Origin of the sequence: Rhizobium oryzihabitans (assembly GCF_010669145.1) — a bacterium.
Classification (GTDB): domain Bacteria; phylum Pseudomonadota; class Alphaproteobacteria; order Rhizobiales; family Rhizobiaceae; genus Agrobacterium; species Agrobacterium oryzihabitans.
Genome location: NZ_CP048632.1, coordinates 1,033,394 through 1,046,452, shown reverse-complemented (window position 1 = coordinate 1,046,452; position 13,059 = coordinate 1,033,394). Strand labels below are relative to the sequence as shown.

Here is a 13,059-nt window from a genome sequence, read left to right as displayed (position 1 = left end):
CATCGCCGGCTGGAATAGTGGATCCTCGGGTCAAACCCGAGGATGACGAAATAGAGGTGTGGCGTTGACTGTGGTGAGGTTGCGCGCGCCGAAAAACTGGGGACTGCGATGTCACATCTCGTGGAAATAGACAATGTCGACATGCGCTACGGCGGGTCGGCCGGCACGCTGGCCGTATCCGGCCTTAATCTGACGGTCGACAAGGGTGAGTTCGCGGCCGTCGTCGGCCCCTCGGGCTGTGGCAAGTCGACGCTCATGAAGCTGGTGACGGGGCTGCATATTCCGCAGAAGGGCAATGTCATCGTTGCCGGGCGGCAGGTCACGGAGCCGGTTTCCATCGTCGGCATGGCGTTTCAGAACCCGACAATGCTGCCCTGGCGCACCACGCTTGAAAACATCCTGCTACCGCTGGAGATCGTCGAGAAACATCGCCGGCGCCTGCGCGCCCACAAGGCGGAATATGTCGCAAAAGCCGAGCGGCTGCTGGAGATTGTCGGTCTGAAAGGCTTCGGCTCCAAATATCCCTGGCAGCTTTCCGGCGGCATGCAGCAGCGCGCCAATCTGTGTCGCGCTTTGATCCACGAGCCGGATCTCCTGATGCTGGATGAACCCTTCGGCGCGCTCGATGCTTTTACCCGCGAGGAATTGTGGTGCGTCATCCGCGATCTGCATGCCGCGCAGCGGGTTACCATCATTCTGGTGACGCACGATCTGCGCGAAGCGACCTTTCTCGCCGACAAGATTTTCGTGATGAGCGCAAGGCCTGGCCGCGTGCTGGCTGAACACCGCGTGCCTTTCGCACGCCCCCGCCAGCTGGATATCATGTATGACAAGGGTTTTAACGACATGGTGCAGGAACTGCATGGCGAGATAGCGCAGGCGAGGGTGGCGGCATGAGCGCGATTGCTGAAAGCACCGTGGCGGCCGCGCCGCGCAAGCCCCTGATCGACCGGGTCAACTGGGTGAAAGCCGCCCCCTGGCTTTATACGCTGGCGCTGTTCGTGCTGTGGGAACTCCTGGTTTACGCGCTGAAAATGCCGCCGACCATTCTGCCGTCGCCTGTCAGAGTAGGGCAGGCCATCGTGCAATATTGGTCGCCGATCTGGAAGAACTCGCTTCAGACGCTGTATACCACGACGCTGGGCTTTGCCATTGCGGTCGCCGCCGGTCTCGCCATCGGCCTTTTTATCGGCTGGTCGAAAACCATCTATGCCGGGCTTTATCCACTGATGATCGGTTTTAACGCCATTCCGAAAGTGGCGCTGGTGCCGATCCTCGTCATCTGGTTTGGCATTGGCACCGTGCCTGCGGTTCTCACCGCCTTCCTGATCTCCTTCTTCCCGATTGTCGTCAACGTCGCGACCGGCCTTGCCACCATCGAGCCGGAAACGGAGGATGTGCTGCGCGCACTCGGTGCAAAGAAAATGGATATCATGCTGAAGGTCGGCATTCCGCGCTCCATGCCTTACTTCTTCGGCTCGCTGAAAATCGCCATCACGCTTGCCTTCGTCGGCTCGGTCGTATCGGAAACCGTCGCCTCCAACTATGGCCTTGGCAATATGATGAGTTCGGCACAGAGCCAGTTCAACGTGCCGCTGGTCTTCGCCGGCCTGCTCATGCTCGCCGTGGAGGGCATCGTCATGTACGCGATCATGGCCTGGCTCGAAAAGCGCATGACCGGCTGGGCGCATCGCTCGACCATGGGACAGTGATCGGTGGCCGCTCGTTTCTTCTCCCCGAGGGGGAGAAGGTGGCCCGAAGGGTCGGATGAGGGGGCAACGTTGCCGAATATCTCGACCCTTGCCCCCTCATCCCGCTGCCGCGACCTTCTCCCCCTCGGGGAGAAGGCGAAAAGCCTCAACCACTCGCGTCATTCACGCATGCTGCGGAAGGTTGCGAGCCTGCGCTCTCAATGCGCTGCCATTTCCTTCACAATCTCCGGGCCGTCCATCATAAACGGATAATAGGTCGGCCAATTGGTCACCTCGTCGAGTAGCGCCTTGCGGTCATTGCCCCAATAAAGGTGGTAATGGCCGGCCTTGGCAGGCGCGATGGTGTGGTCGCTGAACTGGACGAATTGCGGAGCTGCGGCATCTCCAATGGTCTTCTTGAAAATGTACCTGACACCGCGATTGCCCTTCTTATAGGTCAGGATTTCGTAGCCGTCGGCGGCATAGGTAGCCTCAACGGGCTTGGCTCCGCGATAGAAGGAGAAGCTGTTACCCTTGATGACGATGCGATTGACGTCGGTCTTGTAGCCGATCTCGTAATAGGCGCGATATTCCTCGGCGCTCATGTCTCCATGCGCCGCCTTTTCCGCCATGATCGGATCGAGGGAGCCGTTCAGCAGATAGGGGTAGACCGACTGCCAGTCGCCTTCCCAGTCGGAAAGCGTGCGTGGCTTCACCTGGGCATCCTCGAAATAACCCTTGTAAATCTGCTTCTCGGCTTCGGTCTGGCCATGGCTGTGGTCGTGGCTATGAGCGGAGGAAGCCTTGTCTTTGCCGGCCGCCAGTGCCGGGGCTGTCATCAGCAGCATGGAACCGATTGCAAGCGCGCCGGTGACGCGGGTGATCGTTTTTTGCATTCTTCTGGCCCTTGTGTGTCTGTAAAGCGAAAAATAAGTTATGTAATAACATTACGATTCATCGTATAAACACGTCCGCCTGCAGACGCAAGGGCGGTATCTGAAAACGCAAAAAGCCGGCTGAGCGCCGGCCTTCATGTTTGGAGAAGCGTCTAACACCAAGTCAGGGAGCGCGGTCCTCAAGCGGGTTGCGCGTTCACTTCCGCTTTGCGCTCGTCGAAAGCGAGCTTCATCGCCTTTGTCACCTCACGCGTTGTCGCGAAGTAATTGTCGCTGCGCACCCAGTAGCGCAATTTGACTGTGGCGCTGTCCGTGGTGACCGAATCCACGAACGTCACGGGCGCGGGGTCGAGCAGCACACGGCTTTCCGAACGCACCACGCGCATCAGCATGTCCTGGGCGGCGGACAGATCCTCGTCATTCTTGACCGTCAGGCTCAGTTCGTGGCGGCGTGAGGGGAAGCGGCTGTAGTTGGTGATCGGCACGTTCCACAGCGTGGAATTGGGCGCGAGGCGATACAGCCCGTCGCTGGTTTTAAGCTCGGTCGCAAACAGCCCGATTTCCACAACCGTACCGCTGACCGAACTGGTCTCGATATATTCGCCGACCCGGAAGGGGCGCAGCACCAGAAGCATGATGCCGGCGGCAATGTTCTGCAGCGTGCCCTGCAACGCAAGGCCGATGGCGAGACCGGCGGCGCCGAGTGCGGCAAGAATGGAGGCCGTCTGCACCCCGAACTGGCCAAGTACCATGACCAGCACCAGAATGAGCACCACGTAACGAATGGCGCCTGCGAAGAAACCGGCAAGCGTCGCATCGAAACCACGGATGCGCGACAGGCCCTGAAAAGCCCAGCGCTGCAGGAAGGTGGCGGCCAGCCAGCCGACGATGAGCAGCAGAAGCGCGCCGACGATCGAGAAGGAATATTGCACCGCAAGCGCGCTCGCCTGTCGAACCGCCGCCTGCGATGCGACGATGATATCGGTTGCCTGTTGTTCCATGAATTATCCCGTGATTTTCATTGCTGTTCAGGGTTGCTAACGAACGGACGCCGCCCGGGTTCCGCAAAATGGATGCTTTCAGGCACCGAGCGGCAATACGAACGGCATGTTGCCATCCGTATCCGCGCCTCTGCCGATTGACTTGATTGCCTTGACCAGCCTGCCGTCCCGCCCGAGCAGCCGGTCGCCAATGGCGATGATACGGGCATTGGGCGTCGCATAGGGCGAGGCGGCGCGAAGGCTGAGTGCAAGCGCCATCTCGTCCTGATCCGGATAGAGGCTGAGCGCCGCAATGACGGCGGCGGCGGGCGAGCGCGACACGCCCATCCAGCAATGGATGAGAAGCGGTGCGGATTGATCCCATTCGCGTGCGAAATCGATCAGTCGCAGCACATGCGCATCATCGGGCGCGATAAGATCGCCCGTGCCCTTGAAGGCGATGTCGTTCATGGCGAGTGTGAGGTGCCGCTCTGCGGCAATCACGGCCGGGCGGTGAAAGGTCTGCTCCTTGGCGATCAGCGTCACCATTTCGCGGGCCTTGTGCTTCACGGCCATTTCGGCGATCCGCGATAGCGGCGATACGACGATGGCCGTCATGTCACGTCGCCCGTCTTCCCGGCCCGCAGCGCTTCGATCGCCTCGAAACGTTTGACGAACAGCGACTGCGCCTCCGTCGAGGGAAGGGGGGTAATATCGAACATGTCGCGGGTGATGCCGCGCGGCAGGCCGAAGAATTTCTGCGCCTCGGCGATGGAAAAGCCGGCAAGCTCCGTCGCCTCGAAAAAGGCGGCAACCGTATCTGCCTTCTTGATGCGGTCCTTCAATTCGCGCGAGGCATGCGGCGGCAGGCCGAAGCGCAGATGCACGGCGGCCTCCAGTCTCTTCTCCACGGTCTTGTAACCGCCGCCGACGACCGATTTGAACGGCGAGATCATGTCGCCGATGACATATTCCGGCGCGTCATGCAGAAGCGCCATCTGCATGTCATCGGGCGTGGCACCCGCGCACATCCGGCAGAAGATCGTTTCGACGATGAGGCAGTGCTGTGCGACGGAAAAGGCGTGATCGCCGCGGGTCTGGCCGTTCCAGCGGGCGACGCGGGCAAGGCCATGGGCGATATCGGCGATTTCCACGTCAAGCGGCGAAGGGTCGAGCAGGTCGAGACGCCGCCCGGAAAGCATGCGCTGCCAGGCGCGCGGACTTTTTGCGGGCGCCACGCTTATTCCTCCGCCTGCGCCGGATCGACTGTCGGGAAGGAAATGCCGCTCCAGACCGGCAGGGTCACGGAGACAGTGATATTGTCCGCAAGCAGCGGTGTGCCGGATGCCAGCGCATCGGCAATACGGTCGATCCGCACGATGGCAAGCGCTTTGGTGCCACAAACGGTTCCGAGCGTGCCCACCGGTTTTCCGTTGGCGGTGATGTCCGTCCCGGTAGCGGGAAGTTCGCGTTCACCCGCGACGGTGACAACGCGCCGTCTTGCCGTGCCACGATGTTTCATGCGCGAGACGACCTCCTGACCGACGAAGCAGCCCTTTTTGAAGGAGACGCCGTCATTCACATCCATCAGCACATCATGGGGAAAGGCATCCTGCAGCGCGTAATCCCGGCCGGATTCGGCAATTCCGTGTTCGATGCGAAGCGCATCGTAGGCAGCGACATCGCCGGAGGCCGACGCGCCCGGCAGACGGAAAAGATTGATACCGGCCTTGGCAAAACGGCCGTCCTTCACGCCCGCTTCAGGCGCGCTCTCATTCCAGAACAGGCTCACGCCTTCGACAGGTTCGGCCTTGAGATCGACGGGTGCGCGCAGCTTGTACATGGTAAGGCGGCGCAGCAGCGCATCCAGTTCAGCCGCACCCGTTTCGATCAGATAGTCCGACCCATCGCGCGCGATCAAGAAATCGAACAGGATCTTGCCCTGCGGCGTCAGAAGTGCCGAGGCGCGGGCTTCTCCCTGCGGCAGATTTTCAACATCGGCCGTAATGAGATTGTTCAGAAACTCCTCGGCACCCGTGCCGGAAACTCTGATCAGGCGGCGGTCGGCAAGAAAGGCGGAAGGCATGGCGTCACCATTCGGTTCATCGAGCGCATCTGGTCGAAACCTTTTACAGTGTATGGCGCAAAGTCCAAGATTGGTCCGGCAAGCGCAGGGCTTACGGCCGTCGAAAAGGCTCGCTGTCTCCGTCATCCCGGCCTGGGGCCGGAATCCAGTCCACGCGCGTCGGCGCGGCGGGAGGGCTCCTTTCAGCCCAAGGACCTGGGCTGGCTGGATTCCGGCTCAAGTCCGGATGACGGGAGAAGGAAACTTAAGAACCGCAGCAAACCAGAGCTGGCCGCGTCAATCTCAATCCTCGTGTCGTTCACTTTGAAAACGAATCTTAGAAATGCTCCCTCGATTGCTTCACACATCACGGCAACAACGCGACCGCGCTTTTGCCAGAATGCTCCCGCACAGTTAGGATTTTTACAAAAGAACGGCAAGCGCCGCGATGCGATCAATCGCCGGCGGTGAAGAACTTCCACTTGCCGTCAGGCGAGATGCCGATGCGGTAAAAGCTGTAATTGCCGTATTCCTGCATGTCCGCCAGATCGCCCGCCGTGATGATGCGCAGCAGCTCCACTTTTTCAGGCGCGGTCAGCGTATTGAGCGGCTTTCCGGCGAAATAGGGGAAAACATAGGCTTCATCCGGCGTGCCGGCGTCGACATGGGCATAACCGGTCGACAGCAGGTCGATGATGATGGCCAGCACTTCAAGCCCGTCGGGATCGCCGGAATAGCTTTTCAGCGCCGCGATCGGGTCTTCGCCGTCATTGCCGTCTATGCGGAATTCTTTCTGGCCGGCCGCGATGAAGGGCCGCAATTTCTCGATATCGCCCGATGCGGCCGCGTCGATGATCTCCTGGCGGAGCTTGCGCACGGCTTCCGGCGCCTTGGAGATATCATGCTCGATCACGACGGACATTTCAGGGGCGTTGTCCGTGGCGGCGGGCTTCTGGTTCGCCTGACCGGCGGAACGGTCGATCAACGGGTCGGGCAGGGGAATGCCATCCGAATCGCCTTCGATCTCATCCGGTTCCGGCGGCTGGGGCTGCTGCGGCTCTGCGCCGTTTTCAGCCTTTGGCTCACTTTCGGTGTTTTGTGCCGGTTTCAGCTCGGAAAGAGCAAAGGCACGACTTGGCAAGCCAACAGACCCGGCGGTCATGGCAAGCAGGATGGACAGCATGGCGGAAGAGCGCAAAAGCCCCTTGCTCAGGCAAGACATGATAGACCCCTGCTTTACTGTATCACCCGCTGCGGAGAAAATTCGCCTTCAAGCATGCGCTGGCGCAGCGATTCCAGCATTGCTTCAGCGCCGGCCTCGCCATGCATGCGAATGGTTTCGCGCATGGCCAGAGCGATTGCGGCATCGGCGATGATCTCAGGCTCGATGCCGTCGGCCATGCCGTCAGCCCATGCCTCGTTCTGGTGTTCCAGAGCGACCTGCATCTTTTCATGCACGATCATGTCGTCGATTTCGTTACGGCTCGTCTGCATTTTTCATCCTCGGCAGGGCGGGCAAGTCCTTACCACCCTGTTAACAACACTATCAGTCTTTTATCAAAACGGCACGGCCTGCGGCGAAAAGAGGTTAATAATCCGCTAATTTCCGAACCTGGACGCGATTTCCTGAGCAAGTGTTGCCCCTTCGTTACGGTAGCTCTCTTCTGCCATGACGGCGGCGCGTGTGCAACTGGTGTGGATAGCCGCAAAGGAGCGGTATCCACGGTTGAATGCAGCCGTCATGCGCCGACGCCGCTCAGGCTCGTTGGCTGTATCCGCAGCCAGAAGATCGCTCATGGATCTGCGCCAGTCCTCTGGACCGGAGGAGGGGCACAGGGTTCTCAAGTATTGCACCGCGCCCAGTATCTCGGACAACCGGGCCAGCCTGTCGTCATAGGGGGCGGGTTTGGGGGGCTGCGCTTCCGGGGGCGTGCCTCCTTGGAAACGGCATTCGAAGGCTGCGCGTAAGCGACGCCTTCCAGCCCGGCCACGGCCAGCATGGTCAGTAAAAGAGACAGGAAAATGGTTTGCCGCATCAAAATTCTATTCTGCCCCACACATACTCGTGAACACCCGGCGGGCGGATTATTCCTAAATAATCGCGATTCTGGCCGCCTGGCAATCATGCAAGCAGACGCTCGGCGCATTCGACGACGCTTTCCGGCGCCGGCAACCGGCGGATTTCCGCCAATGTGTACCAGCCCGCATCCGCCGCATCGTCGGCTGCCGTCACCTCCGGGTCTTCATCCGTTTCCACAGTGAAGACGGAGAGGAAATAATGGCTTGTCAGCACCCCTTCCGCATCGTGGGACGGCAGATCATAGGTCGCGAACAGTTGCGGCTTGCGCGCGAGGATACCGGTTTCCTCGTGAAGTTCGCGAAGCGCCGTCTCGGCCGGCGTTTCCCCCTCTTCGCCGCGCCCGCCCGGAAAGGCGAACATGTCCTTGGAAGGCGGATTAATGCGGCGCACGAGAAGCAGCCGGTCTCCGTTCCTGACGATGGCGGAAGAAGCGGGGCGGGGCTTGATACGAAGGGTCATTGAATGGGTCGCCTGTTTCAGCCCTCTGGGCCAGTCTCTATTGGGCGCATGAACCCGGGGAGCCGAAGTTGCGCCGCACAAAAATCGATTCCGCTTTCTGCGCCGATGTTATAGTCCGGAATCGGTTGGATTGTGCACGCAGAAGACGGTGGAATGAAGGTCTATCTTATTTATGCCCTGGCGGCGCTTGCGGAAATCGTCGGCTGCTTTTCCTTCTGGGCCTGGCTGAAACTCGGCAAGACGGGATGGATATTGCTGCCGGGCATGCTCGCGCTGGCCGCTTTTGCCTGGCTTCTGACACTGGTGCCGACCGAGGCGGCGGGCCGGGCCTATGCCGCTTATGGCGGGATCTATATCGCCGCGTCGCTTTTCTGGCTCTGGGGCGTGGAAGGGCATGCGCCGGACAAGTGGGATATCGCCGGCGGGGTCGTCTGCCTTGCCGGCACTGCCATCATTCTATTCGGCCCGCGCGCCTGAGGAGACAAGCATGTGCGGACGTTTCGTTCTGAAAGCGACGCCAGAGGAGATCGCCGATTATCTCGACCTGATCGGCCTTGAAGATTTTCCCGCCCGCTTCAATATCGCGCCCACCCAGCCCATCCTGATCGTGCTGGAGGGCGAGCGGCAGGAGCGCGGCAGCAACCTGCCCAACCGACGGGCCATGCTGGTGCGCTGGGGTTTTATGCCCGGTTGGGTCAAGGACCCTAAGGATTTTCCGCTGCTCATCAATGCGCGCTCGGAAACGGCCATCGGCAAGGCATCCTTCCGCGCCGCCATGCGCCATCGCCGCGTGCTTGTGCCCGCAACCGGCTTTTACGAATGGCGACGCCCACCCAAGGAGGAGGGCGGCAGGCCCCAGCCCTATTTCATCCGCCCGAAAAGCGGCGGCATCGTCGCTTTCGCCGGCCTCATGGAGACCTGGTCTTCCGCTGACGGATCAGAGGTCGACACCGGCGCGATCCTCACCACCGCCGCTAATGCCGCGATCGGCCGCATCCACGACCGGATGCCGGTGGTGATTGCGCCCGAGGATTTCAGCCGCTGGCTGGATTGCAAGACGCAGGAGCCCCGCGAGGTGGCCGATCTGATGCGCCCGGTTCAGGATGATTTTTTCGAGATGATCCCGGTGTCGGACAAGGTCAACAAGGTCGCCAATATCGGCGCTGACCTCATTGAACCGGTGCCGGAAAGCGTGCCGCTGGTAAAGATCAAGCCGGCGAAGGATGAGGGGCAGATGTCGCTGTTCTGACGAGTGGAGGGCCTCAGCCGTTCCGCCCGATTTTCTGCAGGCCTTCCTGGATCATGATGTCGGAATAGACGCGGTTGCGGCCGTTCGCCTTGGCGAGATAGAGCAGCTGGTCTGCGGCATTGAGCTGATTGTCGAAGGGTTCGCCCTTTTCGATTTCCACGACGCCGAGCGAAATCGTCAGCGCCAGGCTGCTGCCGCTCAGCTGGCGGCCGTTCTTTTCGACGGCGCCGCGCAGCTCCTCGCAGAACTGATAGGCCGCCCGCGCGTTGAGCCCGCGCAGGAACACGGCGAATTCCTCGCCGCCAAGGCGCGCGGGAATGTGGCGTTGCTCATGGCACATGTCGTGCAGCAGTTCGGCAAGCTTCTTCAGCGCCCTGTCGCCGGCATCATGCCCCAGCGTGTCGTTGATCTTCTTGAAATGGTCGATGTCGAGAATGGCGACCGCGCCGTTCTCGTCATTGTCGTTGATGACGTCCATCAGCGCCCGCGTACGCTCGAAGAAGGAGCGACGGTTCGGCAGACCGGTCAGATGGTCCCGCTCGGCCAGTTCGCGCAGGCGTTTGAGCTGTTTCAGCGTTTCGATATTGTTGTCGATACGGCACTGCAATTCTTCCGGCACGAAGGGGCGGTAGACGAAATCCGACGCCCCGGCCTTGAGAAAGCTTGCCGAAAGCAGCCGGTCCGTGGAGGACGAGATGCCGATGACCCGCAGGTCTTCCGAAGAACTGCTGTCGCGGATGCGGCGCGTCAATTCATAGCCGTCCATGTCAGGCATATGGTAGTCGGTGATGACAAGCTGGATCGATGGATCCTGCGACAGGATTTCCAGCGCTCGCTTACCCGAATGAGCCTCGCTGACCCTGAAATTCTGCCGCTCGAGAATTTCCACGAGGCCGGAGCGCGCGGTGCGCGCATCATCCACCACCAGCACGGAAAACAGCCTGTTGGTCAAAATCCGGTCGACCGTTTTCACCACGGCATCAACGGTGCGATGGCCATCCTTGACGATGTAGTCGATGATCTTCTTTTCGGCGTAGCGCTTGCGCGCCTCTTCATCCACCGTTGCGGTGAAGACGATCGCCGGCACCTTGTGGTCGGCAAGAAGTGCGAGAATTTCACCCTTCGGCGCATCGGGCAGATTGAGACCGGTCAGTGCCAGCGTGAAATCATGGGCGCGCAGCAGGATATCGGCCTGCGCCATGCTGTCACAATGGATCACTTCGGCTGCCGTTTCCTCCGAAAGCCGCGACTTCAGCAGCATGGAAAGAGCAACGGAATCTTCAATCAGAAGGATTTTATCCTGCATGCCGTATGAAGCCCCCCATGGCCCGTCTTCGTTGTTTTTCCCGCAACATCCGAATTGGTCCGATACCGCCTGTCAACGGCATCGAAAATCGGCCTTGTTCGCTGTAGCAGGAAGAATCGCTAAAGTAGAAAATTTTTTGATGCTCAGTAATCGATGCGAGACTATCCGTACAGTCGTCCCGTGGAAGTCGAATACTTTACTTCGTTTTCGTTGCAGCTTCGTTACGGATTGGGAAATTTTATGAAACAGGCCGGTTTCATGCGGTTCTCGATGGGGGCCGCACAAATGGAGACGGCGCTAATATTAGCGCCGCACATTTATCCGGATGTTTTTCGGATTGACCGTTGCCATCGCAAGTCCTGCCAGGCCCTGGATGGTGTGCTTTTAAGAAAAGCGAATGTTTTCAGGCGGTTTTGGCGGCGGGTTTGCGCTTCAGCATCAGGGCTGCGGCCGCAACGGCCTTCAGTCCGAGCGGTCGGTAGTGGCTCTTGAGGTCGGGCTTCGCCTGCGGCTGTGCCTTCGTCTCGTTCGTCATTTCTCTTTCTCCACAATTCACGTCAATCGCCGTTTCGATACGTGTGAGCCACTTCTTTCGTGGGTAATCTTGACGGATTCGAGGCGAAAGAAGACGAAGCCCGCTTTTCGGGCTGCGACATTTTGCGTCACGTCAAACGCTGGTTCGCGGGAGAAAAATAATACCTGCGGTTTCAAATACCGCGATCGAGGCCGTTGCCGCCATTGGCGTCGTCATGCGCGTCTTCCTCAATCGTCAGCGTGCCGTAACGGCGGTGCCACAGGCGGGCGCTGATGGGAATGAAGACGAGATAGGCGGCCACCGTCAGAACCAGCACCTCCCAGGTGAAGCTCATCAGCATTGCCACGTAAAGCACGACGACGAGGATCATCGGCAGCACCAGATCGCGGCGAATGCGGCTTGTGCCGGATTTTCCCGACCAGACCGGCAGGCGGCTGATGAGAAGATAACCGATCAGCACGGTATAGGCGGCGGCGACATAAGCGAAGGGCTTGTCCGGCTCGACACCGAGGAAACCGAGATAAACGGGCAGAAGCACCAGCATCGCGCCCATCGGCGCAGGCACGCCGACGAAGAATTCATTCTGCCACGGTGCCTTCACCGGCCGCTCGATCATGACGTTGAAGCGCGCCAGCCGCAGGCCGGCGGCAATGACATAGATGAGGGCGGCGATCCAGCCGAGCGAACGCGCCTGATCGAGCAGATAGGCATAGACCACGAGGGCAGGGGCGACGCCGAAATTGACGATGTCGGCCAGACTGTCCATCTGTTCGCCGAATTTGGAGGTCGCTTTCATCATGCGGGCGATGCGCCCGTCAATACCGTCGAGGAAGGCGGCGAGCAGCACCATGCCGACGGCCAGCTCGAAGCGGCCCTCGATGGCGAGGCGCACGCCGCTCAGGCCCGCACAGATGGCCAGAACGGTGATGAGATTGGGTATCACGAGGCGAAAGGGAATTTCCCTCAGGCGAGGCCCACGGCCGCTATCGTTGCGGCCCTCAGCTTTTCCGTTCTGTTGTGGCTCCGAGATCGGCGTTTCCATGGCGCATGCCCTTCCTGTTTTCGTCAGCCGCGGCGGCTGACGACCGGGCCCTTGGCGGAGCCGAATTCGGCGAGCACGGTTTCACCCGCAATCGCCGTCTGGCCGACCGAAACGCGGGGCTGAAAACCTTCCGGAAGGAAGATATCGAGACGCGATCCGAAACGGATAAGACCGAAACGCTCGCCGGCATCAACCGGTTCATTCGGCTTGACCCAGCAGACGATGCGGCGGGCGACCATGCCGGCAATCTGCACCACGCCGACCTTGCCATGTGCGGTCTCGATGACGAGGCCGTTGCGTTCATTGTCTTCGGACGCCTTGTCCACTTCCGCATTGAGGAAGAGGCCCGGGCGGTAGGCGACATTGACGATGCGGCCGCGCACCGGCGCGCGGTTCACGTGGCAGTTGAAAACATTCATGAAGACCGAGACGCGCACCATCGGCTCCTTGCCGAGTTCCAGCTCCAGCGGCGGAACGACGGTCTGGATGGCGGAGACCTTGCCATCGGCAGGGCTGATGATCAGGTCGTCATCCTGCGGCGTCACGCGTTCGGGATCGCGGAAGAAGTATGCGCACCAGGCCGTCAGTACGAGGCCGACCCAGAACAGGGGTTCGGATATCCAGCCGAGCACCAGCGATGCGACGAAGAAGGCGGCGACGAAGACATAACCTTCCTTGTGGATCGGTACGATGGTGTTGCGAATGGTGTCGAACAGATTCATGAGATTCCTTGCTCCGGTTTTCGTCTGCCGCGTC

Annotated in this window: 16 protein-coding genes and 1 pseudogene; 4 read left to right on the top strand and 13 right to left on the bottom strand. The window is 60.2% G+C overall.

Features of this window, described 5'->3' with window-relative positions:
• Positions 1–108 precede the first annotated feature (108 nt).
• Entirely contained in the window at positions 109–897 is a 789-nt protein-coding gene (locus G3A56_RS05600) for an ABC transporter ATP-binding protein (protein WP_164056202.1), read from the top strand.
• On the top strand, positions 894–1,712 hold the full coding sequence (locus G3A56_RS05595; RefSeq protein ID WP_003496907.1) for an ABC transporter permease: 819 nt from the start codon (positions 894–896) through the stop codon (positions 1,710–1,712). The genes G3A56_RS05600 and G3A56_RS05595 overlap by 4 nt, the downstream gene beginning before the upstream one ends.
• Positions 1,713–1,909: 197 nt before the next feature.
• On the opposite strand, the gene G3A56_RS05590 is transcribed toward G3A56_RS05595, so the two are convergent.
• The 9 genes and pseudogenes from G3A56_RS05590 to G3A56_RS05550 all read right to left on the bottom strand — a co-directional run bounded on the left by G3A56_RS05590 (position 1,910) and on the right by G3A56_RS05550 (position 8,171).
• Complete coding sequence (locus G3A56_RS05590; protein WP_082184028.1) at positions 1,910–2,587, bottom strand: ZinT family metal-binding protein; 678 nt, start codon at positions 2,585–2,587, stop codon at positions 1,910–1,912.
• A gap of 179 nt (positions 2,588–2,766) precedes the next feature.
• Positions 2,767–3,588, bottom strand: coding sequence for a mechanosensitive ion channel family protein (locus G3A56_RS05585; RefSeq protein ID WP_082184029.1), 822 nt, complete (start codon positions 3,586–3,588; stop codon positions 2,767–2,769).
• Between the two features lie 78 nt (positions 3,589–3,666).
• On the bottom strand, positions 3,667–4,185 hold the full coding sequence (locus G3A56_RS05580) for a tyrosine phosphatase family protein (RefSeq protein WP_082184030.1): 519 nt from the start codon (positions 4,183–4,185) through the stop codon (positions 3,667–3,669).
• Positions 4,182–4,805 carry a YfbR-like 5'-deoxynucleotidase gene (locus tag G3A56_RS05575; protein WP_164056201.1) on the bottom strand — a complete coding sequence of 208 codons (624 nt, stop codon included), beginning with the start codon at positions 4,803–4,805 and terminating at the stop codon, positions 4,182–4,184. The genes G3A56_RS05580 and G3A56_RS05575 overlap by 4 nt, the downstream gene beginning before the upstream one ends.
• Positions 4,806–4,807: 2 nt before the next feature.
• Positions 4,808–5,653 (bottom strand): CAF17-like 4Fe-4S cluster assembly/insertion protein YgfZ, encoded by an 846-nt coding sequence (gene ygfZ / locus G3A56_RS05570; protein WP_082184031.1) that lies wholly within the window; start codon positions 5,651–5,653, stop codon positions 4,808–4,810.
• 433 nt (positions 5,654–6,086) lie between these two features.
• Positions 6,087–6,854 (bottom strand): hypothetical protein, encoded by a 768-nt coding sequence (locus G3A56_RS05565; RefSeq protein WP_082184032.1) that lies wholly within the window; start codon positions 6,852–6,854, stop codon positions 6,087–6,089.
• A 14-nt stretch (positions 6,855–6,868) separates the two neighbouring features.
• Positions 6,869–7,126, bottom strand: a complete 258-nt coding sequence (locus G3A56_RS05560) for a hypothetical protein (protein WP_003496894.1) — start codon at positions 7,124–7,126, stop codon at positions 6,869–6,871.
• Positions 7,127–7,231: 105 nt separating this feature from the next.
• Positions 7,232–7,671: pseudogene (locus tag G3A56_RS05555) on the bottom strand (TIGR02301 family protein).
• Between the two features lie 83 nt (positions 7,672–7,754).
• A complete protein-coding gene (locus G3A56_RS05550) occupies positions 7,755–8,171 on the bottom strand; it encodes an NUDIX hydrolase (RefSeq protein ID WP_082184034.1) in 417 nt (138 codons plus the stop codon).
• 153 nt (positions 8,172–8,324) lie between these two features.
• Here G3A56_RS05550 and G3A56_RS05545 point away from each other — a divergent pair, with 153 nt between their 5' ends.
• Both G3A56_RS05545 and G3A56_RS05540 read left to right on the top strand, forming a co-directional pair.
• Entirely contained in the window at positions 8,325–8,648 is a 324-nt protein-coding gene (locus G3A56_RS05545; RefSeq protein ID WP_082184035.1) for a YnfA family protein, read from the top strand.
• 10 nt (positions 8,649–8,658) lie between these two features.
• Positions 8,659–9,420 (top strand): SOS response-associated peptidase, encoded by a 762-nt coding sequence (locus tag G3A56_RS05540; protein WP_082184036.1) that lies wholly within the window; start codon positions 8,659–8,661, stop codon positions 9,418–9,420.
• A gap of 13 nt (positions 9,421–9,433) precedes the next feature.
• On the opposite strand, the gene G3A56_RS05535 is transcribed toward G3A56_RS05540, so the two are convergent.
• The 4 genes from G3A56_RS05535 to G3A56_RS05525 all read right to left on the bottom strand — a co-directional run bounded on the left by G3A56_RS05535 (position 9,434) and on the right by G3A56_RS05525 (position 13,025).
• Positions 9,434–10,726: a GGDEF domain-containing response regulator gene (locus G3A56_RS05535; protein ID WP_003496884.1), complete on the bottom strand. Its 1,293-nt coding sequence runs from the start codon at positions 10,724–10,726 to the stop codon at positions 9,434–9,436.
• A gap of 403 nt (positions 10,727–11,129) precedes the next feature.
• Positions 11,130–11,261, bottom strand: a complete 132-nt coding sequence (locus G3A56_RS29295) for a hypothetical protein (RefSeq protein WP_004440985.1) — start codon at positions 11,259–11,261, stop codon at positions 11,130–11,132.
• Between the two features lie 172 nt (positions 11,262–11,433).
• Entirely contained in the window at positions 11,434–12,303 is an 870-nt protein-coding gene (gene pssA / locus G3A56_RS05530) for a CDP-diacylglycerol--serine O-phosphatidyltransferase (RefSeq protein ID WP_082184037.1), read from the bottom strand.
• A 23-nt stretch (positions 12,304–12,326) separates the two neighbouring features.
• Complete coding sequence (locus G3A56_RS05525) at positions 12,327–13,025, bottom strand: phosphatidylserine decarboxylase (protein WP_003496881.1); 699 nt, start codon at positions 13,023–13,025, stop codon at positions 12,327–12,329.
• Positions 13,026–13,059 lie beyond the last annotated feature (34 nt).